Origin of the sequence: uncultured Acidovorax sp. (assembly GCF_964021665.1) — a bacterium.
Classification (GTDB): domain Bacteria; phylum Pseudomonadota; class Gammaproteobacteria; order Burkholderiales; family Burkholderiaceae_C; genus Acidovorax; species Acidovorax temperans.
Genome location: NZ_CAXIAK010000015.1, coordinates 1 through 25,687, shown reverse-complemented (window position 1 = coordinate 25,687; position 25,687 = coordinate 1). Strand labels below are relative to the sequence as shown.

At 63.2% G+C, this 25,687-nt stretch carries 21 protein-coding genes and 1 pseudogene; 6 read left to right on the top strand and 16 right to left on the bottom strand.

The window, feature by feature from the left end; genetic code table 11:
- Positions 1-39 precede the first annotated feature (39 nt).
- The 4 genes from AADJ04_RS05370 to AADJ04_RS05355 all read right to left on the bottom strand — a co-directional run bounded on the left by AADJ04_RS05370 (position 40) and on the right by AADJ04_RS05355 (position 3,009).
- The gene (locus tag AADJ04_RS05370) at positions 40-1,017 is read right to left on the bottom strand and encodes a beta-ketoacyl-ACP synthase III (RefSeq protein WP_066784720.1); all 978 of its coding nucleotides are present in this window, start codon (positions 1,015-1,017) and stop codon (positions 40-42) included.
- The gene (plsX, locus tag AADJ04_RS05365; RefSeq protein ID WP_288481803.1) at positions 1,017-2,069 is read right to left on the bottom strand and encodes a phosphate acyltransferase PlsX; all 1,053 of its coding nucleotides are present in this window, start codon (positions 2,067-2,069) and stop codon (positions 1,017-1,019) included. The genes AADJ04_RS05370 and plsX overlap by 1 nt, the downstream gene beginning before the upstream one ends.
- A gap of 104 nt (positions 2,070-2,173) precedes the next feature.
- Entirely contained in the window at positions 2,174-2,356 is a 183-nt protein-coding gene (rpmF, locus tag AADJ04_RS05360) for a 50S ribosomal protein L32 (RefSeq protein WP_044397881.1), read from the bottom strand.
- A gap of 101 nt (positions 2,357-2,457) precedes the next feature.
- Positions 2,458-3,009, bottom strand: coding sequence for a YceD family protein (locus AADJ04_RS05355; RefSeq protein ID WP_066696462.1), 552 nt, complete (start codon positions 3,007-3,009; stop codon positions 2,458-2,460).
- A gap of 25 nt (positions 3,010-3,034) precedes the next feature.
- Between AADJ04_RS05355 and AADJ04_RS05350 the strand changes: the two genes are divergently transcribed.
- Together AADJ04_RS05350 and AADJ04_RS05345 are read left to right on the top strand one after the other, a co-directional pair.
- A complete protein-coding gene (locus tag AADJ04_RS05350; RefSeq protein WP_066696412.1) occupies positions 3,035-3,634 on the top strand; it encodes a Maf family nucleotide pyrophosphatase in 600 nt (199 codons plus the stop codon).
- The gene (locus tag AADJ04_RS05345) at positions 3,631-4,455 is read left to right on the top strand and encodes an SAM-dependent methyltransferase (protein ID WP_198846623.1); all 825 of its coding nucleotides are present in this window, start codon (positions 3,631-3,633) and stop codon (positions 4,453-4,455) included. The genes AADJ04_RS05350 and AADJ04_RS05345 overlap by 4 nt, the downstream gene beginning before the upstream one ends.
- A gap of 92 nt (positions 4,456-4,547) precedes the next feature.
- Here AADJ04_RS05345 and AADJ04_RS05340 read toward each other — a convergent pair whose 3' ends face one another.
- From AADJ04_RS05340 to AADJ04_RS05325, 4 genes are all read right to left on the bottom strand, one after another.
- Positions 4,548-5,615, bottom strand: coding sequence for a S49 family peptidase (locus AADJ04_RS05340; RefSeq protein ID WP_341238982.1), 1,068 nt, complete (start codon positions 5,613-5,615; stop codon positions 4,548-4,550).
- A gap of 88 nt (positions 5,616-5,703) precedes the next feature.
- Entirely contained in the window at positions 5,704-6,072 is a 369-nt protein-coding gene (locus tag AADJ04_RS05335; protein ID WP_207373463.1) for a Rieske 2Fe-2S domain-containing protein, read from the bottom strand.
- Between the two features lie 43 nt (positions 6,073-6,115).
- On the bottom strand, positions 6,116-6,787 hold the full coding sequence (locus AADJ04_RS05330) for an HAD-IA family hydrolase (RefSeq protein ID WP_207373516.1): 672 nt from the start codon (positions 6,785-6,787) through the stop codon (positions 6,116-6,118).
- Positions 6,788-6,798: 11 nt separating this feature from the next.
- Positions 6,799-7,809: an RluA family pseudouridine synthase gene (locus AADJ04_RS05325; RefSeq protein WP_207373462.1), complete on the bottom strand. Its 1,011-nt coding sequence runs from the start codon at positions 7,807-7,809 to the stop codon at positions 6,799-6,801.
- Between the two features lie 582 nt (positions 7,810-8,391).
- Between AADJ04_RS05325 and AADJ04_RS05320 the strand changes: the two genes are divergently transcribed.
- The 4 genes from AADJ04_RS05320 to queF all read left to right on the top strand — a co-directional run bounded on the left by AADJ04_RS05320 (position 8,392) and on the right by queF (position 14,370).
- A complete protein-coding gene (locus AADJ04_RS05320) occupies positions 8,392-11,460 on the top strand; it encodes an Rne/Rng family ribonuclease (protein WP_341238981.1) in 3,069 nt (1,022 codons plus the stop codon).
- Between the two features lie 281 nt (positions 11,461-11,741).
- A complete protein-coding gene (gene yaaA, locus AADJ04_RS05315) occupies positions 11,742-12,518 on the top strand; it encodes a peroxide stress protein YaaA (RefSeq protein ID WP_066789301.1) in 777 nt (258 codons plus the stop codon).
- A gap of 45 nt (positions 12,519-12,563) precedes the next feature.
- Entirely contained in the window at positions 12,564-13,460 is an 897-nt protein-coding gene (locus AADJ04_RS05310; protein ID WP_066789299.1) for a 2OG-Fe(II) oxygenase, read from the top strand.
- 61 nt (positions 13,461-13,521) lie between these two features.
- Positions 13,522-14,370 (top strand): NADPH-dependent 7-cyano-7-deazaguanine reductase QueF, encoded by an 849-nt coding sequence (gene queF, locus AADJ04_RS05305; RefSeq protein ID WP_066789296.1) that lies wholly within the window; start codon positions 13,522-13,524, stop codon positions 14,368-14,370.
- An 80-nt stretch (positions 14,371-14,450) separates the two neighbouring features.
- On the opposite strand, the gene AADJ04_RS05300 is transcribed toward queF, so the two are convergent.
- The 8 genes and pseudogenes from AADJ04_RS05300 to AADJ04_RS05265 all read right to left on the bottom strand — a co-directional run.
- Positions 14,451-16,013, bottom strand: a complete 1,563-nt coding sequence (locus AADJ04_RS05300; RefSeq protein ID WP_066789293.1) for a PAS domain-containing methyl-accepting chemotaxis protein — start codon at positions 16,011-16,013, stop codon at positions 14,451-14,453.
- Between the two features lie 238 nt (positions 16,014-16,251).
- Positions 16,252-17,811, bottom strand: a pseudogene (locus AADJ04_RS05295) (methyl-accepting chemotaxis protein).
- 183 nt (positions 17,812-17,994) lie between these two features.
- A complete protein-coding gene (locus tag AADJ04_RS05290) occupies positions 17,995-19,206 on the bottom strand; it encodes a DNA polymerase IV (RefSeq protein WP_341238999.1) in 1,212 nt (403 codons plus the stop codon).
- A gap of 143 nt (positions 19,207-19,349) precedes the next feature.
- Entirely contained in the window at positions 19,350-20,390 is a 1,041-nt protein-coding gene (locus AADJ04_RS05285; RefSeq protein WP_044395424.1) for an IS630 family transposase, read from the bottom strand.
- A 218-nt stretch (positions 20,391-20,608) separates the two neighbouring features.
- On the bottom strand, positions 20,609-22,294 hold the full coding sequence (locus AADJ04_RS05280) for a thiamine pyrophosphate-binding protein (protein ID WP_207375280.1): 1,686 nt from the start codon (positions 22,292-22,294) through the stop codon (positions 20,609-20,611).
- A 29-nt stretch (positions 22,295-22,323) separates the two neighbouring features.
- Positions 22,324-23,550 (bottom strand): pyridoxal phosphate-dependent aminotransferase, encoded by a 1,227-nt coding sequence (locus AADJ04_RS05275; RefSeq protein ID WP_207375279.1) that lies wholly within the window; start codon positions 23,548-23,550, stop codon positions 22,324-22,326.
- Between the two features lie 77 nt (positions 23,551-23,627).
- Complete coding sequence (locus AADJ04_RS05270; protein ID WP_341238980.1) at positions 23,628-24,821, bottom strand: FAD-dependent oxidoreductase; 1,194 nt, start codon at positions 24,819-24,821, stop codon at positions 23,628-23,630.
- Between the two features lie 35 nt (positions 24,822-24,856).
- Positions 24,857-25,687, bottom strand: an 831-nt coding sequence (locus tag AADJ04_RS05265) for an aldehyde dehydrogenase family protein (RefSeq protein ID WP_341238979.1), incomplete at its 5' end; no start/stop codon positions are given.

Sequence of the window (25,687 nt, the reverse complement as noted above, 5' to 3'; positions counted from 1 at the left end):
CAAAACATGCTCTAGCGCTTATACAGCAAGCGCAAGCAGCTACATTTTCAATAGCACAGCACCCCAGGTGAAGCCACCACCCACGCCTTCTAGCAGCACCGTCTGACCGGGCTTGACCTGACCATTGCGTACCGCATGGTCCAGCGCCAGAGGGATCGATGCCGCGGAGGTGTTGCCATGCTGGTCCACAGTGACCACAACCTTGTCCATGGAGAGCTTCAGCTTGCGGGCCGTGCCCTGCATGATGCGGATGTTCGCCTGGTGCGGAATCAGCCAATCGATGTCCGACTCCGTCAAACCAGCCTTGGCAAGCGCTGCATGGGCCGCCTTTTCCAGCACCCCCACCGCCAGCTTGAACACTGCCTGGCCGTCCATCTTCAGCAGAGGATCACCCAAGACTTGTCCACCCGACACATTGCCGGGAACGCACAGAATGCCCACATGCTTGCCGTCGGCATGCAGGTCACTGGACAAAATACCGGGGGTTTCAGACGCCTCCAGCACCACAGCGCCTGCACCATCGCCAAACAGCACGCAGGTCGTGCGGTCATTGAAGTCGAGAATGCGGCTGAATACTTCAGCGCCCACCACCAGGGCCCGGCTGGCAGCGCCAGACTGGATCATGGCGTCGGCCACCGACAGCGCATAGACAAAGCCGCTGCACACCGCCTGCACATCAAAAGCAGGGCATCCGTTGGCCCCCAGCTTGTTTTGCAAGATGCAGGCCGTGGAAGGAAACACCATGTCTGGCGTGGAGGTCGCAACAATGATCAGGTCAATATCTTGGGGCTGAACACCAGCGGCTTCCAAGGCGTTGCGGGCGGCTTCCAGACCCAGGTCGCTGCTACCCACCTCGGGGTCAGCAAAGTGCCGGGCACGAATACCCGTGCGTTCCACAATCCATTCGTCAGAAGTTTCAATACCGCGCTGCGCGAGCTCGGCCACCAGATCGGCATTGGTCAGGCGGCGAGGGGGCAAACTGCTGCCGGTGCCGGTAATGCGGGAATAACGTCTCATCAATGTGTCGTCGCCGAAACACCGGTCTTGGCTTGCGCATCTGCGGGCGCCAGAAGGGGCGCTGCATGCGCAATCCGCGTCCGGACACGGTCGAGCAGGTTGTTGCGGGCTGCATCATACGCCCGGTTCAAAGCCTGCTCGAACGCGAGAACATCCGCCGATCCGTGGCTCTTGAAGACCAGACCCCGCAGGCCCAACAGCGCTGCGCCGTTGTAACGACGGTAGTCCATGCGCTTCATCAACGCTTTTAGAACCGGATAGGCAATGATCGCAGCAGCTTTGGTCAAGATATTGCGAGAAAACTCGTTTTTCAAGCCGCCAATGACCATGGAGGCAACACCTTCGCTGGCCTTGAGGGCCACATTGCCCACAAAACCGTCACACACCACGATGTCCACGGTGCCCTTGAAGATATCGTTGCCTTCCACATTGCCGTAGAAGCTCAAATCACCGGAACCTGCTGCTGTTCGCAGCAATTCGCCCGCTTTTTTGATGACTTCGCTGCCTTTGATAATTTCTTCGCCGATGTTGAGCAACCCCACAGTGGGCTCGCCCCCCTCCTGCAAAGCAGAAACCAGGGCAGAACCCATCACGGCAAACTGGAGCAAGTGTTCTGCGGAGCAGTCCACATTCGCACCCAAATCCAGCACCGTGGTGGCGCCTCCCTGGGCGTTGGGCAATTGCGTGGCGATAGCTGGGCGATCAATGCCATCCAGCGTCTTCAACAGATAACGGGCAATGGCCATCAAAGCGCCCGTGTTGCCTGCCGATACCGCGGCGGCGGCAGCGCCATCCTTGACCTGCTGGATGGCTACGCGCATGGAAGAATCTTTCTTCTTGCGCAAGGCCACTTCCACGGGGTCATCCATGGCGACGACCTCAGAGGCAGCCACGATGGTGGCACGGTCGTGCGCGAACGATTGAAGGCTTTGAGGCAAGCCCACCAACAACAAACGCGCCTGGGAATGGGTTTCTAGAAACTGGCGGCACGCCGCGAGCGTGACGCGGGGGCCGTGATCGCCCCCCATGCAGTCAACAGCCAGTGTGATCATGGGCGACTTGTCCAGCCAACGGCCTTGGCCGGAAGATAAATACGACGGTCAAAACAAAGGCCCGCACTACAAGATGTAGTTGCGGGCCTTGAATGCAGCTGAAATCAGGCTTCAGACTTGTTCTTCAGCACTTGGCGGCCACGGTAGAAACCGTTGGGGCTGATGTGGTGACGCAGGTGTGTTTCACCGGTGGTGGGTTCCACAGCGGTGCCTGGCACATTCAGTGCATTGTGCGAACGGTGCATGCCGCGCTTGGAGGGAGACTTTTTGTTTTGCTGAACTGCCATGATGGCTCCTGGTCTTGAATAGGGTTGGTAAAAACGCGATCAGCCCAATAAGACACGAGGGGGATTCGCGAGAAGCCCTCGATTATAGCCCAAACAAAAATTTATGTCCCTTTTCCGTCCTTGCGCAGAGCAGCCAGCGCAGCGAACGGGTTGGGTTTTTCTGAGCTGGCCGCCTCAAAGTCGTCATCGGACGAGGCCAGGGGAACAGACGTAGGGCACTCCTCGTGGCGTGGCACCACGGGCAGAGCCATCAGCAACTCGTCCTCGATCAGCTCGCGCAAATCGAACTCCCGGCTCAGCGCCAACAGATCCTCATCACACTCTTCATCCAGAGCTTCGGCCGTGGCTTCATCTGCCACAAACCGGAAGGAGCGCTCCACATCCAGAGGGACATCGACCGGGGTGAGGCAGCGCTGGCATTCCATGGGAAAGCTGGCGTGCACAGACAAATGAAGCCAGATTTGCCCTGGACCTCCTGCTTCGGGCCGGATTTCGGAAGCCGCTTTCCAGTCCACGAGCAGATCTGGGTGCAAGCCTTTTGCCTCTTGCGCCAAGCGCTCATATTTCAGGAGCGAATCATGACCTGACAGATGGCCTCCCGCTTGGGCGAAAGCCTTGATGTCAAGCCGGTCGGGGGAGTATTCCTTGGTCATGGCGGCAGTGTAAGAGAATTGGCGCATGCATGAATCCTCCACCCTGCCACGCCCTCTGGTATTGGGCTCCACCTCCCGCTATCGGTGCGAACTGCTTTCACGCCTGAACCTGCCTTTTGATGTGGCCGCTCCCCAAGTCGATGAAACCCCTCACGACCGAGAGCCTCCCAAAGAGCTTGCCCTTCGGCTTGCACTGGCCAAAGCACGGGCGGTCGCAGCACTCCACCCTACCGCCGTGGTCATTGGCTCCGACCAGGTGGCCGACTTGGCGGGGCACCCCTTGGGCAAGCCGGGCAACCACGAAAGAGCCACGCAGCAACTCCAAGCCATGAGCGGCCAAACCGTCATCTTTCAAACGGCTGTTGCTGTGGTTTGCGCGGAAACGGGTTTTGAACAGGTGGATCTGGCGCCGGTGGAGGTGAAATTTCGCCACCTCAGCTCCGCAGAAATTGAAAGGTATCTGCGCACAGAAGAGCCCTACGACTGCGCGGGCAGCGCCAAAAGCGAAGGGTTGGGCATCAGCCTGCTGGATGCTATCCTGAGTGACGACCCCACCGCCTTGATCGGCCTGCCCCTGATTCGCACTTGCCGCATGCTGCGCGCCGCCGGGCTGGTGCTGCCATGAGCGAAGCCACCACCCCCTCGCCGGTCGCTGCGGCCACAGCCTCTTCCGACCCAAAACGGGGCCGACTGCTCCTGGTGCCCGCACCGCTCGACTTTGGCTGCGAACAGCAAGCGCCGCTGGAAGATGCCCTGCCGCGCGCCACGATTGGGCAAGCAGCCCAGCTCAGCCACTGGATCTGCGAAAACGCCAAAAGCACCCGCGCGTACCTCAAACGCGTGGACGCCATCCAGGCGCTAGCCACCCCCATTCAAGCCCAGCAGATCACCGAACTCCCCCGCGAAGTTCACAAAAAGGGAGACCATGGCGACAAAGGCGCCCCGGTGTTTGACGCGCGCCCGTTGCTGGCGGCAGCCCTGCAAGGGCACGATATGGGCCTGGTCAGCGAAGCGGGCATGCCCGCAGTGGCCGACCCCGGCTCCTCCATCGTGCGGGCTGCCCACGACCTGGAAATCCCGGTAGTTCCGCTGGTCGGCCCGGTTTCGCTGCTACTGGCCCTGGCTGCCAGCGGCATGAACGGACAAAACTTCGCCTTTGTGGGCTACCTGCCCCAAAGTGGACAGGAACGCACCCAACGCATCCGCGAGCTGGAGTCATTTGCCCTCAAAACTGGGCAGACACAGGTATTCATCGAGACGCCTTATCGCAATGCAGCACTGTGGCAGGCGCTGACCCAGACACTGCAAACCAATACCCGGCTGGCCATGGCTGCAGGGCTCACACTGGAGTCCGCCAAGCTGTGTAGCTTGCCCGTAAAGCAGTGGCGGCAACGAGAGATACCCGTGGACAACCGCACTCCGACGGTGTTCCTCATCGGCCGGTAATCCTCGCCGTAACCGCCCAACCCTGATAAAAAAGCCCCGGCAGCCCCAACAAAAGAGGCTGCCGGGGCTTTTTTAAACCCGCGCCGCTGCGCTTAACGCAATTGCGGTGCGGCTATAGAAGTCGCAGCTTTGGCTGCGCCTGCCCCCATGGCCGCGCCAAAGCGTTTGACCAGACGCTCGGCCACGTTATCGCGGCGGGTGTAGTCGATGATGTCTTCCGCCTTGACCACTTCACGCGCCACATAGTCCAGGTTGCCCAGCTTGTCTGCCAAGCCCATTTCCACAGCCTGCTGCCCGGTCCAGAAAAGCCCGCTGAACGTTTCAGGCGTCGTCTTCAGTCGGTCGCCCCGCCCGGCCTTCACCACTGCAATGAACTGCTGGTGGATTTGGTTCAGCATGGCTTGCGCATAGGTGCGCTGCTGCTCAGTCTGGGGGCTGAACGGGTCCAGAAAACCCTTGTTTTCCCCGGCCGTGAGCAAGCGACGCTCCACGCCCAGCTTTTCCATAGTGCCGGTAAAACCGAAACCATCCATGAGGACACCAATGCTGCCGACGATGCTGGCCTTGTCCACGAAGATTTCATCAGCAGCGGCAGCAATGTAGTAAGCCGCCGAGGCGCAGGTTTCTTCCACCACCGCGTACACCGGCTTGTTGTGCTTGGCCTTGAGGCGGGTGATTTCGTCATTGATGATGCCCGCCTGCACCGGGCTGCCCCCTGGGGAGTTGATCAGCAAGACCACCGCCTTGGAGCCCTCGTCTTCGAAGGCACTGCGCATGGCAGCCACCACAAACTCGGCGCTCGCCTCTGCACCCGAGGCAATTTCACCCTTGATGTCCACCACCGCTGTATGCGGTGCGCTCTTGTTGGCACTGGGCGACCCTTGCAGCATCGCTCCCCAGAAAATGGCAACCACCAATAGCAGCCACGTGAACCGGAAGAAGATCTTCCAGCGCCTGGCAGCCCGTTGCTCTGCCAGGGACGCCATAGCGAGCTTTTCCAGCACTACACGCTCCCAGCCCGGCTCACCCACCGGGGCGTTTTTAGGGCCTGCCGCGGCGGGCGCAGGCGCTGTGGCCTGCGCAGCCCACAGATCAGACGCAGGCAACGAATCTGGCGCACCGCCAGGGGTAGGGGATGGAGGGGTATTTGGTTCAGTCATGCAAAGCCTCCCGCTGCCTGACCAGTCCTAGGAAAAGCGCTGGACAGCACAGCGGACAAAAAAATCAAGATACGACGCAAAGTACACATCACAACACCACGGGTTGTAGGTTGTAAGCAGTATGCCAGCGCACTACGCCATCGCTTTCCGATAGGGGAATTTTCACCAAACCGCCACGGCACGGGCCGCCAGCACACGACCCCGTATCGGGCGCGTACGCAGCACCGTGGGTTGCGCACAACAACCATTTCCCGGAATCATCGAAAAAACGATTGGGTTGGTAATCCATTTCCATGGCCACATGGGTGCAGCGGTTCAGATACGCATGGGCAACGCCCTGGTAGCGAATGGCAAAAGCCCGGCAGGTCTGCCCGCCGTATTGCACATCGAAGGGCACGGCCAAGCCGCCCTCCTGCAGATCGGCGCTGGCGCACAGGGCGATCACAGGCTCAGACATGATTGCCCTTTGCAGCGAAACCAATATTGCGCTGCCACATCGCTCAGGCTTCCTCCAACAGCCAGCCATGCAACTGCGCCACTGAGTGCGCAACAAACAACGGCTTGAGCTCATGGAAAGCATCCGGCTCGTGGGCGCCGTAGCTGACCCCCACGCTGGCACAACCCGCATTCAGCGCCATTTGCAGGTCATGGGTGGTGTCACCGATCATCAGCAGCCGCTCGGGCGGCACGTCGAACTCGGCCATCAGCTCCTGCAACATCAGCGGGTGGGGCTTGCCAGCCGTCTGGTCTGCCGTGCGGGAGCCGTCGAACATGCCGCGCAAGTCCACGGAATGCAGCACCTCGTCCAGGCCACGCCGGCTCTTTCCGGTGGCGACCGCCAGCAGATGGCCGCGCTGGCGCAAGTCGTTCAGCATGGGCAACACCCCGGCAAACAAGCTCAGGTCGTTCTGGTGCTGCAGGTAATGAAAGCGGTAGCGGTTGCCCAGCTCCTGGTATTTTTCTGGCGGCACATCAGGCGCAGCATGTGCCAGCGCTGGAATCAATGCCATGCCAATGACATAGGCAGCCTCCTTGTCAGAAGGCACGGTGCCGCCCACATCCCGCACCGCTTCCTGGATAGAGCGCACGATGATGGCAGTAGAGTCGTACAGCGTGCCATCCCAGTCGAAGGCAATCAGGTCAAAACGGCGCGAGCGGGCGGGGGACGGCATGGCGGGTGTGATCAAGCGGAGGGAATGAATTCTGCCAACTCGGAGGGCAGCGGCGCGTTCAAGGTGATGCGCTCGGCGGTGGCGGGGTGGCTGAACTGTAACCGCCAGGCGTGCAAAAACATGCGCTTGAGCCCAAGCTTCTGCAACCGCTTGTTCAGGTCAAAGTCCCCGTACTTGTCGTCGCCCACGATGGGGTGCCCCTGGCTGGCGAGGTGAACCCGAATCTGGTGGGTGCGACCGGTTTTGATGGTCACCTCCAGCAGCGTCATGGCGGGCAATCCTTGCAGGGGCCGCGCAGGCACGGCCTGCCGCACCTTCACCAAAGTAATGGAGCGCATGCCGTCCGGGTCGTCTGCAGTGGTGACGCGCACGCGGCGCTCACCGTCCGCCTGCAGGTATTTGTGCAGAGGCAGGTCAATGACCTTGTTGCTGGGCGCCCATTGGCCCGTGACCAGCGCCAGGTAGGTCTTGCCCGTTTCACGCTCACGAAACTGGTCTTGCAAATGGGTCAGCGCGGACCTTTTCTTGGCCACCAGCAGGATTCCCGAGGTCTCCCGGTCCAGCCGATGCACCAGTTCCAGTAGCTTGGCCTGGGGACGGGCTTGCCGTAATTGCTCGATGACGCCGAAGCTCACGCCGCTGCCCCCGTGCACGGCCACACCAGCGGGTTTGTCGATGGCGAGAAGATGCTCGTCTTCCAGAAGAACCGGAAACTCGCGCGCCGGTGCCGGGCGCTCGGCTTTCTCGGCCACCTTGTCGGAGACGCGCACGGGCGGCAGACGCACCATGTCGCCCTGCTCGACGCGGGTGTCGGCACTGGCGCGGCCTTTGTTGATGCGCACTTCACCGCTGCGAATGATGCGGTACACGTGGGTCTTGGGTACGCCCTTCAAATGGCGTATCAGGAAGTTATCGAGCCGCTGGCCAGCGGAATCTTCATCGACTTCGACCAAGCGGACTGCAGGAGGGTTGGTAGCCGGGGCCCCGTCCAGCGGTGGTTTGCCCCCTATAATGTGTTTCACCTGCGCGTTGTTTTGTAAGTGGTTGATTTGTCTGGAGTTTAGTCCACTCAGCCTTGCTACTTGCGCAGGCAGGTCGATGCCAGCGGGTGTCGCACACGCAGATTGCGGGCCAGATGCTCGCAATGGCCTGGGCGGCAGTCGGCGGGCTGACAAATTGAAACACCGATACGGAATCCCCCAAACCGGCAGATGCTCCCTACCAGGGACAGGTCTGCCGGCGGATCAAAGCGAGCATGTGGTTGTTGATGGCTTGGATGGCGACTTTATGGCGGCGGCTCTTGCCCCCCGCCATGCGCATCCAATTGCCGCCAGCGCCCTACCAGCAAGCGCAAGCAGCTATCAAAAGCATAGCAAATCTGCGCCAATCCCACTCGCCCCCATCCACGCGCCTTTGCCTCCTGTGCTGAGCTCACCCTCGGCAGCCTGAGTCATCCCCGGCAATTCCCTTCGTTTCGATCCGTCAGTCCAGGCATTTACAGCTCCTGTAGAGCTTGTCATTGGTTTGGAACTGTGGGTGGCAGCCCGCTGCAGCAACTGAGCTGCGCCGCTGCCATTCGCAAAAAAACGAAAAGGAATCGCATCATGAAGCGGATGCTCATCAACGCCACGCAGCCCGAAGAACGCCGCCTGGCCATCGTCGACGGACAAAAGCTCCTCGACTACGAAATCGAAATCGAAGGGCGCGAACAGCGCAAGGGCAACATCTACAAGGCCGTCGTCACGCGCGTCGAGCCCTCGCTGGAAGCCTGCTTTGTGGACTACGGCGAAGACCGCCACGGCTTCCTGCCGTTCAAGGAAATCTCGCGCCAGTACTTCGCCCCCGGCGTCTCGCCCAGCCAGGCCCGCATCAACGAAGTCATCAAAGAAGGCCAGGAACTGCTGGTCCAGGTCGAAAAGGAAGAGCGTGGCAACAAGGGCGCGGCCCTGACCACCTTCATCAGCCTCGCCGGTCGCTATGTGGTGCTGATGCCCAACAACCCCCGTGGCGGTGGCGTGTCACGCCGCATCGAGGGCGAGGACCGCGCCGAGCTCAAAGAAGCGATGGACCAGCTCGAATACCCGAACGGCATGTCCATCATCGCGCGCACCGCCGGCATTGGCCGCACCGCGCCCGAGCTGCAGTGGGACCTGAACTACCTGCTCAAGCTGTGGAACGCCATTGACGGCGCCGCCAAGGGTGGCAAGGGCGCCTTCCTGATTTACCAGGAATCGAGCCTGGTGATCCGCGCGATCCGCGACTACTTCAACAACGACATCGGTGACATCCTCATCGATACCGACGACATCTACGAACAGGCGCAGCAGTTCATGGCGCACGTCATGCCCGAGCATGCCGCCCGCGTGAAGCGCTACCGCGACGACGCCGCCCTGTTCAGCCGCTTCCAGATCGAGCACCAGATCGAATCGGCCTATGCCCGCACCGTGCAACTGCCCTCGGGCGGCGCCATCGTGATCGACCACACCGAAGCACTGGTGTCCGTAGACGTGAACTCGGCCCGCGCCATCAAGGGCGGTGACATCGAGGAAACCGCCACGCGCACCAACCTGGAAGCTGCCGACGAAGTGGCCCGCCAGATGCGCCTGCGCGACCTGGGCGGCCTGATCGTGATCGACTTTATCGACATGGAAGAGTCGAAGAACCGCCGCGAAGTGGAAAACCGCCTGCGCGACGCGCTGCGCCAGGACCGCGCCCGCGTGCAGTTCGGCACCATCAGCAAGTTCGGCCTCATGGAAATGAGCCGCCAGCGCCTCAAGCCTGCGCTGTCCGAAGGCTCGTCCATCCCATGCCCACGCTGCGGCGGCGCAGGCCATATCCGCGACACCGAATCGTCGGCCCTGCAGATCCTGCGGATCATTCAGGAAGAGTCGATGAAGGACAACACCGCTGCCGTGCACTGCCAGGTGCCGGTGGAAGTGGCCTCGTTCCTGCTCAACGAAAAGCGCACCGAGATCGCCAAGATCGAACTCAAGCAGCGCGTGAGCGTGCTGATGGTGCCCAACAAGACGCTGGAAACCCCCAACTACCGGCTGGAGCGCTTGAAGCACGACGACCCGCGTCTGGACCATATCGACGCAAGCTACAAGCTGGCCGAAGACGTGGAAGACCCTACGGCTGTGACACGCCGTTCGCAGGAGCCCACCAACAAGCAGACTCCGGTCATCAAGGGCGTGCTGCCGGACGCACCCGCCCCCGTCGCCGAGCCCCGCCCTGAAGGCGCAGCCCGCCCCACCCGCAATGGCAGCGGCCAGGGTGCCCGCAATGGCGCCGCTGCAACCCCTGCGCCCGCACCGGCACCGGCACCGGCACCAGCACCCGTGCCGCAAGAGAAGGGCTTCTTCGCCTGGCTCAAGAGCCTGTTCGGCTTTGGCGCGGCACCGGCTCCAGCCCCCGTGGCAGCCCCTGCGCCAGCAGCCCCGGCTGAAGGCAATGCGCGCGGCGATGGCCGCCGTGATGGCCGAGGCGGTGAAGGACGTGGCCGACGCGGCGGACGGGATGGCGCCCGCGATGGTGCGCGCGACCCCGCCCGCGAAGGCAACCGTGACGCCGCAGGCAGCACCAGCGAAGGCCGTGGCCGCCGCAACGAACGCGGCACTGAAGGGCGCGCACCCCGCGATGGCGACCGCCGCCCCGAAGGTGAAAACCGCAACGGTGAGGCGCGTGAAGGCCGCAATGGCCGTGGCCGCCGCGACGCCGAAAACCGCAGCAATGCCGCACTGAACGGCGATGCCAACGCCGCACCCGCAGAAGCACTGGCCAACGTGAGCGCCGCCGCACCAGATGCGAATGGCGCGGCCCAGCCACGCAGTGAGCGTGCACCCCGCCGTGAGCGCGGTGAACGTGGCGAACGTGGTGAGCGCGCCGAAGGTGGCCGCCGCGAGCGCAGCCCACGCAACGGCGAAGGCCAGGAGCGCAATGCCGCCCCCATGGACTTTGCAGACACATCGCCCATGGCATCGCTGCCCGATCTGGACCTGACCGGTAACGAAGTCACGGTGCAAACGGCCGCACCTGCCACCGAAGAGCGCCGTGAACGACGTTCACGCGACCGTTACGGCCGCGACCGACGCGAGCGTGGCGAACGTGCTCCACGCGAGGGCGCCGACACCAACGCAGACGTGGCACCGCAAGACAACGCAGTCGCTGCGCCAGCAGCCGAGGTGGTACAGGACGAAGCCCCACGCCGCAGCTACTTTGCAGCGCCCGCCGCAGAAGCCCAGGCACCGGTAGCTGTTGCCGCAGCCGAGCAGGCGCCCGCACCGGTGGCAGCACCGGTGGCAGCACCGGTTGAGGCGCCCGTGGCGGCACAACCTGTGGCGCAGCCCGCCCCCGTGGTGGCGGCTCCGGTGGCAAAGCCTGTCGCGGCAGCCCCTGAAGCTGCACCCGCAGGCATGCCCCGCGTGCAACCCTTCACACTGCCGGTGGAAGCCCTGCAGGCAGTGGCCGCGGCCTCTGGCCTGCAGTGGGTGAATTCCGACAGCGAGAAGATCGCTGCCGTGCAAGCCGCGATTGCGGCAGAACCCAAGCCCGTGCACGTGCCACGCGAACGCCCCCCGGTGGTGGTGCTGGACGAAGGCCCGCTGGTGCTGGTGGAAACCCGCCGCGACCTGGCCGCTATGACGCTGCCTTTTGAGCAGACACCTTCTGCCTGACAGCAGAAGTGAGCGTGTGCCCCGCTGGGGCCATCCACAAAGGCGGCCAGGGCCGCCTTTGTGCTTTATGGGTGGCGCGAACACACCCTTGGCCAACCAAGTGCCTTGCACTGAACCGCACGTGCTGACCATGGTGGCAATTCGCATTGATGGTCAGGGCCTCTGGTGCACCCAGGGGCAGTGCCTGAGTGCATCGCTCAAAATAGAGCCGCCCTGCGCGGTGCGCTGACGAGTGTTCAACGCCACCGCGCAACCCCGCCGCTTTTCCAATTGAAAACCCCATGCTGTTTCTGCTGTCCCCCGCCAAATCGCTGGATTACGACACCCCTGTGCCAGAGAGCGTGCCGCACACCCGGCCGCAGTTTGTGCCCCAGTCCACCGCCTTGATTGAGGTGCTGCGCGAGAAGTCTGTGCAGGAGATTGCCTCCCTCATGGCCTTGAGCGACACCCTGGCGGCGCTGAACGTGGCCCGTTACCAGGTCTGGAAGCCGCAATTCACCGCCAGCAACTCGCGCCAGGCGGTGCTGGCCTTCAATGGTGATGTGTACGAGGGCCTGCAGGCCCGCAGCCTGAGCGCAGAAGACCTGGACTGGGCCCAGCGCCACATCGCCATTTTGAGCGGCCTGTATGGCGTGCTGCGGCCGCTGGACCGCATGCAGCCCTACCGCCTGGAAATGGGCACGCGCCTGGCCACCACGGCGGGCAACACCCTGTACCAGTACTGGGGAAGCCAGATTGCCGAGTACCTCAACACCCAGCTGCGCTCAGACACCACGCCCGTGATCGTGAACCTGGCCTCGCAGGAATACTTCAAGGCGGTAGACCGCAAGGCCCTCAAGGCGCGTGTCATTGAATGCGTGTTTGAAGACTGGAAAGGTGGCGCCTACAAGATCATCAGCTTCCACGCCAAGCGCGCGCGGGGGCTGATGGCGCGCTATGCCATCACTCACCGGGTCACCACGCCGCACCAGCTCGAAGGCTTTGATCTGGAAGGCTATGCGTATGACAAGCTAGCATCCGAGCCCGAGCGCCTGGTATTCCGGCGCAAGCCCGACTGATGTCTTCCCCTCTGTCCACACCTGCACACGTTTGAGGTTTTGAACATGGCCCTGTCTCCCACCCAGCAAAGCGCCACCAGCACCCGCAAGCCTTCCGCCCAGTCCATCACGCCAGAGCTGCGCCGCTGGATCATCGAGCAAGCCCAGGCGGGCTTTTCGGCCCCGGTAGTGCTGCAATCCATGCGCGATGCGGGCTGGGACGAAGACGTGGCCGCCGACGCCATGGAGACCACGCTGCAGGAGCACCTGAACGAGCTGGCCGTGCAAAAGGGCCAACCCAGCGCCGTGCCAGTGCCCGAGCCTTTGCTGGGCGATTCCCCCGCCCTGCTGAACGCAGGCGACCGCCAGGTGCAGGTGCTGATGCAACTGGCCAAACCCCGCGTGGTGGTGTTTGGCAACTTCCTCTCGCCCGAGGAATGCGATGCCCTGATTGCCGCCGCACGCCCGCGCATGGCCCGTTCGCTCACCGTGGCCACGCAGACCGGCGGCGAAGAAGTGAACGACGACCGCACCAGCGACGGCATGTTCTTCCAGCGCGGCGAAAGCGCTTTGGTTCAGACCATTGAAGAGCGCATTGCCAAGCTGCTGCAATGGCCCATTGAAAACGGCGAAGGCCTGCAGGTGCTGCACTACCGCCCTGGCGCCGAATACAAGCCGCATTACGACTACTTTGACCCCCACGAACCCGGCACGCCCACCATCGTCAAGCGCGGCGGGCAGCGCGTGGGCACGCTGGTGATGTACCTTAACACCCCCGAAAAAGGCGGCGGTACCACCTTCCCTGATGTGTTCCTCGAAGTGGCGCCCCAGCGCGGCAATGCGGTGTTCTTCAGCTACGAGCGCCCGCACCCCTCCACCCAGACGCTGCACGGTGGCGCACCGGTGATTGCGGGCGAGAAGTGGATCGCCACCAAGTGGCTGCGTGAGCGCGAGTTCAAATAAGCATCAAATCATGCTCCAGCGCTTTATGCAAAAGCGCTAGCAGCTATTATTTTTATAGCAAATGACCAATACTCCCGAACAATCCCAGCTGGGCAAAGCCTCGACCTACACCGACCAGTACGACCCGACGCTGCTCTTTCCCATCCCACGCGCAGGCAAGCGGGCCGAGATCGGCATTGCCGATGCCCCACCCTTCTTCGGGGCCGACCTGTGGACGGCGTTCGAGGTGTCGTGGCTCAACCTGCGGGGCAAACCCCAAGTGGCGCTGGTGCACTTCACCATCCCATGCGAGTCGCCCAACATCGTTGAGAGCAAGTCGTTCAAGCTCTACCTCAACAGCTTCAACAACACCCGCTTTGGCGATGCCAGCGAGGTGCAGGCCCGCCTGCGTGCCGACATCAGCGAAGCCGTGTGGCGCGGCGCGCCCCACCCCGCCACGGTGGGGGTCAAGTTGATTGCACCCGAGCTGTTTGACCAGGAACCCGTGCACGAACTGGACGGCCTGAGCCTGGACCGCCTGGACGTGGAATGCACCCGCTACCAACCTGCGCCCGATCTGCTCAAAGCCCAGTTTGACGAAACCCCGGTGACCGAGGTGCTGACCAGCAACCTGCTCAAGAGCAATTGCCTTGTCACCGGCCAACCCGACTGGGGCAGCGTGCAGATTCGCTACACCGGCCCCCAGATCGACCAGGAAGGGCTGCTGCAGTACATCGTGAGCTTTCGCAACCACAACGAATTCCATGAGCAGTGTGTGGAACGCATCTTCATGGATGTGTGGACGCACTGCAAACCCATCAAGCTGATGGTGTACGCCCGCTACACGCGCCGCGGCGGTCTGGACATCAACCCTCTGCGCACCAGCCACCCGCAAGCGTTGCCCGCCAACGTACGCACCGCGCGGCAGTAGGCGCTTTCCAGCGGCCTGTACACACGGTGCCGTCAGGAAAGAGCGCCATCCCGGCAGCATCAAGGCCGCCAGCCTGGCCCTCAGGTGTCCATGTGAAAGACCTTTACCGCGCGCGACAAGGTCTTGGTGCGCTCACTCAGCACCCGGACCTCTCCAGCGGTCTGCTCCACCATGTCGGCGTTTTGCTGTGTCACACCGTCGAGCCGGTTCACCGCATCGTTGACCTGGCCAATGCCGACAGACTGCTCGCCCGTGGCGCTGGTGATCTGCGACATCAGGCTGGTGACCTGCTTCACCGACCGCTCCACGCTCGCAATGGTGGCCTGCGCTTGTGCGGCATAGCCCGCGCCGCTGCTCACCTGTTCGGACGATTCGCTGATGAGCTGGTGAATTTCGCGGGCCGCCTGCGCACTGCGCTGGGCCAGCTCGCGCACCTCCGAAGCCACCACGGCAAACCCCCGCCCCTGCTCACCCGCACGCGCGGCTTCCACCGCAGCATTCAGGGCCAGGATGTTGGTCTGGAAGGCAATGCCTTCGATGATGCCAATGATGTCTGCCATGCGGCGCGACGAGGCCTCGATGGCTTGCATGGACGCATTGGCGCTGCCGACTGCGGTGCTGCCTTGTTGGGCAATGTCGCTGCTTTGCTGGCTCTGCGCGGCAATCTGGCGGGCGGCATCGGCGGTCTGCTGCACGGTGCTGGCCAGTTGCTCCATCGAGGCAGCGGTTTCCTGCAGGCTGCTGGCCTGGTCTTCGGTGCGGGCGGCCAGGTCTTGCGCGCTGGCCGAGATGCGTGCCGTGGCCTGCGAGAACACGCCCACCTCCGCGCGCACATCACCAATCACAGCGCGCAAATTGACCTGCACCTGCCATACGTTGCGCACCAAAGACGCCAGCACATGCGGGTGGGGCTTGATCATGGTGGACTTGAGGTTGCACGCCGCCAGCGCAGCGGAAAAATCATCCACCTGGTTGATCACGCAGGCCACGCTGCGGTAGAACCAGGCCAGCAAGCCCCCTGCAGCCACGGCAGAGCAACCCCACTGCGCCGCCATGGCGGCCCACCCCGTCATGCCCATTGCCGCAGGCGCCGCCCCTGCGGCCAATACGCCCGCCAGGCCCAATGCCAGCCGCTGGGTGAGGGACAGCCGGTGCAGCGGCCCGAAGGCGTCGCGCCAGCCCAGGGGGCGCACCCGGCCCGCGTGCAGCTTGAAGGTGTGGTGGCCGCTGGCACGCTCCTGCGCCACCTTGGCGTACAGCTCTTCGGCCGCAGCCACTTGTTCGCGGGTGGGCCGAAAGCGCACCGACATGTAGCCCACGGGCTTGCCGTTGTCGAGGATGGGCGTGACGTTCGCCTCCACCCAGTAGTGGTCGCCATTGGCGCGGCGGTTTTTCACGATGCCCGACCAGGGCCGACCGCGCCCAATCGTGGCCCACATGTCCTTGAACGCCTCCGGCGGCATGTCAGGGTGACGAATCAGGTTGTGCGGCTGGCCCATCAGCTCGTCGTAGCTGTAGCCACTCACCTCCGCAAACGCTGTGTTGCAATGGGTGATGTGTCCGCGCGCATCGGTGGTGGACACCAGCAATTGGGACTCGGGGAAAAAATACTCTTTGTGAGAGACAGGCAGGTTGGTACGCATGGTGGGCGAGGTCAAAAAATGCCCCGCCAACCGGGTTTGTTAGCAGATGCAACAACCCGCCAAGGTGCCAGAGAACACCCGTACCCGCATGACGGATTTGACCTCCGTCACCAGGCATTTGACCTACATCAACCGACCGCCACGCCAACGTTGCGCGAAGAAAACATCGCGCGGCGGAAAGGCCTTACCATCAACAGGGCTTTGCGCTAGCTGGCAACAATCCGCTAAAGATTCGGAATCAAGGCATCTTAAAAACATCCACCGACAGCCCCAGCGAATGGGCGCTGCTTTTGAGGTCCTGGGCAGAAGCGGTGGACTCCTCCACCAGCGCAGCGTTTTGCTGGGTCACGGTGTCCAGCTGGGTGACGGCCTCGTTCACCTGTGCGATGCCAATCGACTGCTCCTTGGTGGCTGCACTGATTTGCTGCACCAAAGAACTCACGCGCCGCACGGCATCCACCACGCTGCCGATGGTGGCGCCCGTGTGGTCCATCTGCCTGGCGCCGCTGGCAATCTGGTTGACGGTGGCATTGACCAAGGCGCTGATTTCCTTGGCAGCGCCCGCGCTGCGCTGGGCCAGGGCACGCACCTCGCCCGCCACCACGGCAAAGCCTCGCCCCTGTTCACCGGCGCGCGCGGCCTCTACCGCAGCGTTGAGCGCCAGCAGATTGGTCTGGAAGGCGATGCCTTCAATCAACCCGACGATTTCATTGATCTTGGCCGAGGACTGCTGCATCTCGCGCATGGCAGCACCCAGCTCCTGGACGGCCCGGCCGCCGCTGGCCGCCACCTGGCTGCCCCGCTCACTTTCCTGAGACACCTTGGCGGCAGTGTCAGCCGTCTGCCGCACGGTGCTGGCCAGCTGCTCCATCGATGCGGCGGTTTACTCCAGGCTGCTGGCCTGCGACTCAGTGCGTGCAGACAGGTCGTGGCTGCCCTGTGCGATTTCCGCAGCCGCTTCGGTGAAGTGGCGCACCCCGGTGCGCACATCGCCCACCACGGCCCGCAGGTTGACTTGCGTTTGTTGCAAGCGCTGCATCAGGCTCTGCAGGGGTTGGGGGAAGTCTGTGCTCACGGTCGAAGTGAGGTTGCAGCCAGACAAGTCGGCCCCGAAGCGGCTCGCCTCGGCAATGCCGCGCCCCACCACCGCCTGAAAACGCCACAGCACTGCCGCGCCGCCCAGCACAAGCAACACTCCGCGCACCAGCACAGCCGCCTTGCCCTGTATTCCGAGCGCATCGGGCACCAGGGCCACCAGCGCCATGCTAAACAGCATCAAGGCCATGCGCTGCATGAGCGTCAACTGCGCCACGCGCTGCACCATGCCGCGCCAGCCCGTGCGCTGAAGCACGCCGGCTTGCAATTGCAGGCTGGCGCGCCCGGCAGCCGCCTCCGCCCGCATTTGTGCGTAAAGCGCTTCAGCGGCCGCACATTCCTGCGCGCTGGGCTTGGTGCGCACCGACATGTAGCCACGCGGCTTGCCGCCTTCCATGATGGGCGTGACGTTGGCACGGACCCAGTAGTGGTCACCATTTTTGCGGCGGTTCTTCACCAGCCCCGTCCAGGGCTCGCCCCGCCCAATGGTGCGCCACATGTCACGGTAGGCCTCGGCCGGCATGTCGGGGTGGCGAATGATGTTGTGGGGCTGCCCGATCAACTCTTCCACGCCATAGCCGCTCACGCGAACGAAAGCCTGGTTGCAGTGCGTAATTTCGCCCTTGGTGTTGGTACTGGAGACCAACAACTCTTCACCCGGGTAATCGTAGTTTTGTTGCGTGACTGGCAGGTTGGTGCGCATGCGGTTTTCCCTTGGGTTGGGTGGCTGGACGTTGGCAACGGGCGGACTCGCACCCATCGCTGAAGCTCACCCTTTTTGCGCATGCATCCAGACGGAGGAATGCCCCGCCAGGACCCACGCGTTACGAATTGATACTAATCAAGTTTAACCACCCAACGGCACAGTTGACATTATTTTCGCACTTTAGAAGAGGGGTACTGTGTGGAGGTCCGCGTGACGGGCTTTGCGCGATGAAGACTGCAGCCCCGACGCGCTCTCTGGCGGCGGGGTGAGCGCATCGGCTGGCTGTAGTGTGCCCACCCGCACCCCCAGCAGCCGCAGCCGCTTGTCCAGGGGCACGCGCTTGAGACACAAGCCAGCCGTGCGCCGGATGACAGCCGCATCGTTGGTGGGCAAAGGCAGCGTGTGGTCCCGTGTGGCGGTCTTGAAATCTTCGTAACGCAGCTTGATGCCAATCGTCTTGCCCACATACCCCTTGCGCTGCAAATCCTGCGCCACGCGCACGCACAGGTCTGTGAAGATGCGGGACAACTCGGCTTTATCGAGTACGGCGTGCAGATCGCGATCAAACGTGGTTTCGCGGCTCATGCTCACCGGCTCGCTCTCGGTCACCACCGGGCTGTCATCTCGGCCCCAGGCCGCGCGGTGCATCCAGGCGCCGGTGGATTTTCCAAAGTGGCTGATGAGCCAGCGCTCATCCTGCGCGGCCAGTTGCCCAATGGTTTCAATGCCCAGCCGTGCCAGCTTTTCGCCCGCCTTGGGGCCAATGCCATTGATCTTGCGCACATGCAGCGGCCAGATCGTGCTCTGCAAGTCTTCCTCGTAAACGATGGAGATGCCGTTGGGCTTGTTGAACTCACTCGCCATCTTGGCCAGCAGCCGGTTCGGTGCCACACCGATGGAGCAAGTCAGCCCCGTCTTTTCAAAAATGCTCTTCTGGATGAGCCGCGCCAGCACCCGCCCCCCTTCGCGCTGGCCGCCGGGCACGTCGGTGAAGTCGATGTAAACCTCGTCCACCCCCCGGTCCTGCATCACAGGGGCGATCTCGGTGATGGCGTTTTTGAACATGCGCGAATACTTGCGCACCTCTTCAAAATCCACCGGCAGCACAATGGCCTGCGGGCACAGCTTGGCCGCTTTCATCATGCCCATGGCCGAGCCCACCCCAAACTGCCGTGCTGGGTAGGTGGCCGTGGTAATCACGCCCCGGCCCACGTAGTCCTTGAGCAAGGGAAATTCCGACACAGGAATGAAGCAAGGCTCCCGCGGCCCTGAGCCATCGGGGTGCTGCAACAAGGCATCGTCCACCTTGCGCCTGCCACCACCAATCACCACTGGCAAGCCCTTGAGCTGGGGGTAGCGCAGCAGCTCCACAGAAGCGTAGAACGCATCCATGTCCAGGTGTGCAATGCGGCGCTGCTTGCTGGCGCGAGCAGGCGAATTTGGCGACGCAGGGTCGGTTGGATCAGTCTCGGTAACGGCCACACCCTGTATTGTGCGTGGTCATCCCGCCATTATTGCTCCGGCCCCATGAAGTCTCAAGCGGCGGCATATTTGACGCGGGGATCCTGAAAGTAGCTCATCACCCGCTCGGGTGACTTCTCCAGCATGGCCATGTGTTCGTTGGCCGCATCGCGCAGTTTTGCCTTTGTTCTGACCGGGACCCGCTTGCCCATGGCCTGCTTGAGGTCGGCGTTCAAACGCTCTTCTGGGTTGAGTTCCGGGCTGTAGCTGGGCAGGTAGAACACCTCGATCTGTTCCTTTCTCTCTGCCAGCCACGCCTTGACCGGTTTGCTGTGATGTACACGCAGGTTGTCAAGGATCAGGAACACCTTCTTGCCCGCGTCCTTGATCAAGGCCTCCAGGAACTCAATCAACTTGTCGCTGTTGAAGGCCTCGTCAATGATCATCCAGCGTGCCTTGCCCCGGTTGGTCACCGTGGCGATCATCGACAGCTTCTGGCGTGTGCTGCCCACCGTGAACGCCACGGGTGTCTCACCTGCTGGTGCATAGCTCCTGCCGCGTACATCGGTGTTGACCAGTGCGGTCTCATCGCCCCAGTGGATTTCGCCGCCCTCAGCCTTGGCCTTGGCCTCGATGGCCGGGTAGTGTTCATCTAGCCAGGCCTTGACGGCTTCGGGGCGTTGTTCGTATGCCTTCTTGATGGGCTTTTGTGGGGTGAAACCCCAGCGTGCCAGGTATTTGCCCACGGTGCGCACACCCAATTTCAAGCCACATTCCTGTTCGATAAGCTGCATCACGGCGGCGCGACTCCACAGGAAGAAGTCCATCTTCAATTGCTCGGGACGTTTGTCGCAGATGGTCTTTTGGATGTGGACTTCTTGCTCGGGCGTGAGCAATCGGGCATCGCCTTTCGTGCGACCACGACCGGCTGGTTTGATGGCTGGCCAGCCGCCTTGCTCGAACAGATCAAGCACCTTGCGCACAGCCGGGTAGCTCAAGCCCGACATCTGCACCAGTTCCATGACTTTGATGCCCCGTTTGTGCAGTCGGATGACTTGCTTGCGCCGCTCGTGAAGCTGCTCCAGGGTTTGGTATCTCGCGTCTTCTTTGTCCATGCTGCTTCGAACGCGAAAATCAGCAGAAAGTTCAATCTTTATGGGGCCCGATCAATAGGACAAAGGAACGCTGCCCCTTGCGCCGGGCTCTGACACCGCCAACAACTCCTGCTCTGAGGCAGGCGCATCAAGACCAGTGCGCAGCCTGCGAACGCGGCAGATACCAGCCTTCGGCTAATCAGGCCGTACCCCGGCACCGCCTGAGCAGGCGCAACGCTTTACTTCCTGGCCAGCGCTGCGCTGCGAATGCCCTGCAACGTGCCCGTAGGCGTGATGGCCTCAGGGTCGATCAGGCAGTGCAGCACGCTGGGCAGGCCGCTGGCGCGGGCGCGGGCCAATGCGGGGGCAAAGTCTTCGGTGCGCTCCACGCGCTCGCCGTGGCCGCCAAAGGCCTGGGCATAGGCCTTGAAGTCGGGGTTCCTGAGCTGCGTGGCGCTGATGCGGCCGGGGTACTCGCGCTCCTGATGCATGCGGATGGTGCCGTACATGGCGTTGTCCAGGATCACCACGATGATGGGCAAGCCGTACTGCACGGCGGTCGCAAATTCCTGGCCGTGCATCAGAAAGTCACCATCGCCCGCAAAGATCACCACCTCGCGTTGCGGCCAAAGACGCTTGCCGCCCACGCCTGCGGGCAGGCCGTAGCCCATCGACCCACTGGTGGGTGCCAGCTGGCTCGCGTAGTGGGTGAAAGGCCAGAAGCGGTGAATCCAGGTGGCAAAGTTGCCCGCGCCGTTGCAGAAGATGGTGTCGGCGGGCAGCACCTCCTTCAGGTGCTGCATCACCTGGCCCATTTGCAGATTGCCAGGGATGCGAATGGGTGCCGTGTCGCTCCAGGCCAAGTATTCGGCATGGGCAGCTTCTGTGTGGGTCTTCCATGGCACAGCCGCCGTGGGGCGCACCATATTGAGCGCAGCAGCAAACGCCTGGGGCGTGGCGTGGATGGCCTGTGTCGGGCGGTAGAGCTTGCCCAGCTCATCCGCATCGGCATGCACATGCACCAGCGGCTGTGCAGGGGTGGGGATGTTGAACAACTCATAGCCTTGCGAGGGCACTTCAGACAGCCGCCCGCCCACCACTAACACCAAGTCCGACGCCTTGATGCGAGCCAGCAGCTTGGGGTTGACGCCCAGGCCCAGGTCGCCGCCGTAGCAAGCGTGCGTGGCCGGGAACAGCATCTGGCGGCGGAACGAGCAGTACACAGGAATGGACCAGGCTTCGGCAAACGCGGTGAACTCACGCACCGCCTGCTCAGACCAGCGGCTGCCGCCCAGGATGGCCACGGGGCTTTGGGCGGCTTGCAGACGCTGCGCCAGCTCGACCATCTGCGCGGCGCCGGGGTGCGTTTCTGTCATCTGGTAGGGCAGCGCATCGGCCACCGTGGCGGCCTCGGTCAGCATGTCTTCGGGCAGCGCCACCACCACGGGGCCAGGGCGGCCCGAGGTGGCAACGTGGAAGGCGCGCGAGATCAGCTCGGGCACGCGAGCCGGGTCGTCTATCTGCACCACCCACTTGGCCATGGTGCCGAACACGGCGCTGTAGTCCAGTTCCTGAAATGCCTCACGCCCCATGGCGTTGCGGGCCACCTGGCCCACGAACAGGATCATGGGCGTCGAGTCCTGGTGCGCAATGTGCACACCGGCCGACGCATTGGTGGCACCGGGCCCGCGCGTCACAAAGCAGATGCCGGGCTGGCCGGTGAGCTTGCCCTGCGCCTCGGCCATCATGGCTGCGCCGCCTTCCTGACGACACACGGTGACGGCAATGTTGGCATCGTGCAGCGCATCGAGCACCGCCAGATAACTTTCGCCGGGCACGCAAAAGAGCTGCTTCACGCCATGGGTGATGAGCTGCTGCACCAGGATCTGGCCGCCGGTGCGGGGGGTGAGGGAAGTCGTGTTCATGTCTGCAGTGACGAATCAATAAGTGGAAATCAGAACAGCGCCTGGCAGGCGCGCTGGATGCGCGCACAAGCCTCTTGCAAATCGGCGGTAGATGCGGCGTACGAAATGCGGAAGTACGGCGCCAGCCCCAGCACGCCACCGGGCACCACAGCCACATGGTGCTCGCGCAACAGGTAGGCGCAAAAGTCGGCATCGGTGCACAGCAGCATGCCGCCCGGCGTGGTGCGGCCCAGCACGCCTTCGCAGCTGGCAAAGGTGTAGAACGCACCTTCGGGCACACGGCAACGCAGGCCAGGCGAGGCATTGAGTGCGGCCACGACCAGATCGCGCCGGTCCTGAAAGGCTTGGCAGCGCTCGCGCACCACGTCTTGCGGCCCGGTCAGTGCCGCCACGGCCGCCGCCTGGCTGATGGACGACGGGCAGGATGTGGCCTGGCTCTGCACCACGGCCATGGCAGCGATCAGCGCCTTGGGGCCTGCTCCGTAGCCCAGGCGCCAGCCTGTCATGGCATAGGCCTTGGAGACACCGTTCACCGTCAGCGTGCGATCGCGCAGTGACGGCAACACAGCGGCGGGCGTGGCAAACGCACGGCCGTCGTACAGGATGTGTTCGTAGATGTCGTCCGCCAGCAGCCACACCTGCGGGTGGCGCTCCACCACTTCCAGCACCGGGCGTAGTTGCTCAGCGCTGTAAGCCGCGCCGCTGGGGTTGGAGGGCGAGTTGATAAACACCCAGCGCGTGCGCGGCGTGATGGACGCCTCCAGCTGCTCGGGCGTGATGCGAAAGCCGTTGGCCTCGGTGCAGGGCACCACCACGGGCACCCCACCCGCAATCAGCACCATGTCGGCGTACGAAGTCCAGTACGGTGCGGGCAGGATCACTTCGTCACCCGGATTCACCGACGCCATCAGCGCGTTGTAGAGGATTTGCTTGGCCCCGGCCCCGGCGGTGATTTCGTTGAGCTGAAAGTCCAGCCCGTTGTCGTGCTTGAACTTGTGCTGGATGGCGGCTTTCAGCTCGGCCGTGCCATCCAGCACCGTGTAGTGCGTCTCCCCCCGCGCCATGGCCTGCTGCGCGGCTTCGAGGATGTGCGCTGGCGTATCGAAGTCGGGCTCGCCCAGGCCCAGCACGATGACAGGCTGGCCCTGGCGCTTGAGCTGGTTGGCCTCTTGCGTCAGGCGCACGATTTCCGAGACGCCGATGGCGCCCAGGCGGTCGGCCGCGCGAAAAGCCGTGGCGGGGATGGGAGCGTTCATTGCTGGTAAGTCTCCGGGGGCTTATCGTTGGGCACAGACAGACGGACAAATGGGTCAACAAACTTCAACGGCCGCTTTCAAATCACGTTCCTTTCGAGCAGCGGTGCGTTGCGTGCAATGCGCTCGATGGACAGCGGCGACAGGTCCAGGCTTTGGTAGCTGCCCGTAAGCAACAGCTCGGCCACGCCTCGGCCCACGGCAGGGCACTGCTGCAGCCCGTGACCCGAAAAGCCGTTGGCAAACACCAGGTTGTCGCACGCCGGGTGCAGGCCCACGATGGCGTTGTGATCGAAGGTGTTCATCTCGTAATAGCCCGCCCAGGCACCCTGCATGCGCAGCGCCTCAAAGCCGGGGATGCGCTCGGCCAGCGTGGGCCAGATGTGGTCCTCGAACGCTGCGTACTCGGGCTCCAGCGGGGCAAAGTCGGCGTCGTTGTCCGCATCGGGCGCAAAGCCGCAGATGAAGCCCTTTCCCTCGGGCCGCAGCCAGATGCCGCTGGTGTCGATGAGCAGGGGGCAACCCGGCAGCGCGGCGGGGCTGGCCAGGTTGAACACCGTGCGGCGCTTGCCCACCACGGGCAAATCGATACCCGCCCAGCCCGCAATGGCCGCAGCCCACGGGCCACCGGCGTTCACTGCATAGCGGCAGGGCAGCACAGCGCCGATTTGCAGGTGCACCGCGTTGACGTGCAGCACGCCGTCGCTGCTCGCTGTATCGAACCCCACAGCCTCATCGACCACATAGCGCACGCCCTGGCTTTGTGCCTTTTTGCGCAGCGCCGCAAGCAGCAGGTAGCCATCGAACCAGCCTTCGCCCGACAGGCCCAGCGAGCCCAGCACCACATCCTGCAGAGCCAGCCAGGAAAAGCGCTCGGACAGTTGCTGCGGGCTCAGCAGCGCCACGTCGGCACCATGCTGTTTTTGCAGCGCGTGGTTCTCGCGCAGCGTGGCCTCGCCCGCCTGGGTGGCCAGGTACAGGTAGCCGCCTTCATGCAGACCGATGTCGGGCGCGTCGCCATGGCAAGCCAAGAGCGTGCCCACGTTGCGCAAGAAACCAATGCCGTAGGCCGATATCTGGATGTTGATGTCGGTAGAAAACTGCTGGCGGATAGAGCTGGCTGACAGGGCCGACGAGGCCCGCGCATAGGTCGGGTCGCGCTCAACCACCACCACCTCGCAGCCCGGCTGCTGCAGGGTGAGAAAGTAGGCAATGGCGCTGCCAATGACGCCACCGCCGATGATGACGATGGGCCCGCTTTGGAGTGCAGACATGATGGCTGGCGAAAAAAGTGGCTCTGGAATGCGGCTTAAACGTCGAACTTGACGCCTTGTGCCAGCGGAAGCGCGCTTGAATAGTTCACCGTATTGGTGGCGCGGCGCATGTAGGCCTTCCAGCTGTCAGACCCAGCCTCGCGGCCGCCACCGGTTTCCTTCTCACCGCCAAACGCACCGCCAATCTCAGCACCGCTGGGGCCGATGTTCACGTTGGCAATGCCGCAGTCAGAGCCCGAGGCAGACATGAACTGCTCTGCCTCGCGCATGTTCAGCGTGAAGATGGACGACGAGAGGCCCGCCCCCACCGCGTTGTTCATGGCAATGGCTTCGTCTAACGTGCTGTAGCGGGTGACGTACAGGACGGGGGCAAAGGTTTCGTGCAGCGCGGGGCCTTCGTGCTTTTGCAGCTCTACCAGCGCGGGGCGCACGTAGTAGGCATCGCTGCCGCCCAGGCCTTCCACGCGGGCGCCGCCGTGCACCTTGGCACCCAGCGCACGGCTTTGCTCCAGCGCCTTTTGCATGCCGTCAAACGCCATGCGGTCGATCAGCGGGCCCACCAGCGTGCCTTCGGTGCGCGGGTCGCCCACCTGCACGTTGCCGTAGACCTTGATGAGCTGGGGCACGAGCTGGTCGTAAACGCTTTCGTGCACAAACAGGCGGCGCAGCGTGGTGCAGCGCTGGCCTGCCGTGCCCATGGCCGCAAAGGCAATGCCGCGCAGGGCCAGGTCCAGATCGGCTGAGGGGGCCACGATGGCGGCGTTGTTGCCACCCAGTTCGAGGATGGCGCGGGCAAAGCGGGCTGCCAGGCGCGGGCCCACTGGGCGGCCCATGGCGGTGGGGCCGGTGGCAGACAGCACGGGTAC

Bases quoted from the DNA above. Each gene is read 5' to 3' on its own strand.
- AADJ04_RS05285 (WP_044395424.1), bottom strand. From the start codon at position 20,390: ATGGACAAAGAAGACGCGAGATACCAAACCCTGGAGCAGCTTCACGAG.
- AADJ04_RS05350 (WP_066696412.1), top strand. From the start codon at position 3,035: ATGCATGAATCCTCCACCCTGCCACGCCCTCTGGTATTGGGCTCCACC.
- AADJ04_RS05330 (WP_207373516.1), bottom strand. From the start codon at position 6,787: ATGCCGTCCCCCGCCCGCTCGCGCCGTTTTGACCTGATTGCCTTCGAC.
- AADJ04_RS05290 (WP_341238999.1), bottom strand. From the start codon at position 19,206: ATGGATGCGTTCTACGCTTCTGTGGAGCTGCTGCGCTACCCCCAGCTC.
- AADJ04_RS05310 (WP_066789299.1), top strand. From the start codon at position 12,564: ATGGCCCTGTCTCCCACCCAGCAAAGCGCCACCAGCACCCGCAAGCCT.
- rpmF (WP_044397881.1), bottom strand. From the start codon at position 2,356: ATGGCAGTTCAGCAAAACAAAAAGTCTCCCTCCAAGCGCGGCATGCAC.
- AADJ04_RS05300 (WP_066789293.1), bottom strand. From the start codon at position 16,013: ATGCGTACCAACCTGCCTGTCTCTCACAAAGAGTATTTTTTCCCCGAG.
- queF (WP_066789296.1), top strand. From the start codon at position 13,522: ATGACCAATACTCCCGAACAATCCCAGCTGGGCAAAGCCTCGACCTAC.
- AADJ04_RS05275 (WP_207375279.1), bottom strand. From the start codon at position 23,550: ATGAACGCTCCCATCCCCGCCACGGCTTTTCGCGCGGCCGACCGCCTG.
- AADJ04_RS05355 (WP_066696462.1), bottom strand. From the start codon at position 3,009: ATGACCAAGGAATACTCCCCCGACCGGCTTGACATCAAGGCTTTCGCC.
- AADJ04_RS05340 (WP_341238982.1), bottom strand. From the start codon at position 5,615: ATGACTGAACCAAATACCCCTCCATCCCCTACCCCTGGCGGTGCGCCA.
- AADJ04_RS05370 (WP_066784720.1), bottom strand. From the start codon at position 1,017: ATGAGACGTTATTCCCGCATTACCGGCACCGGCAGCAGTTTGCCCCCT.
- AADJ04_RS05270 (WP_341238980.1), bottom strand. From the start codon at position 24,821: ATGTCTGCACTCCAAAGCGGGCCCATCGTCATCATCGGCGGTGGCGTC.
- AADJ04_RS05280 (WP_207375280.1), bottom strand. From the start codon at position 22,294: ATGAACACGACTTCCCTCACCCCCCGCACCGGCGGCCAGATCCTGGTG.
- yaaA (WP_066789301.1), top strand. From the start codon at position 11,742: ATGCTGTTTCTGCTGTCCCCCGCCAAATCGCTGGATTACGACACCCCT.
- AADJ04_RS05335 (WP_207373463.1), bottom strand. From the start codon at position 6,072: ATGTCTGAGCCTGTGATCGCCCTGTGCGCCAGCGCCGATCTGCAGGAG.
- AADJ04_RS05320 (WP_341238981.1), top strand. From the start codon at position 8,392: ATGAAGCGGATGCTCATCAACGCCACGCAGCCCGAAGAACGCCGCCTG.
- AADJ04_RS05345 (WP_198846623.1), top strand. From the start codon at position 3,631: ATGAGCGAAGCCACCACCCCCTCGCCGGTCGCTGCGGCCACAGCCTCT.
- plsX (WP_288481803.1), bottom strand. From the start codon at position 2,069: ATGATCACACTGGCTGTTGACTGCATGGGGGGCGATCACGGCCCCCGC.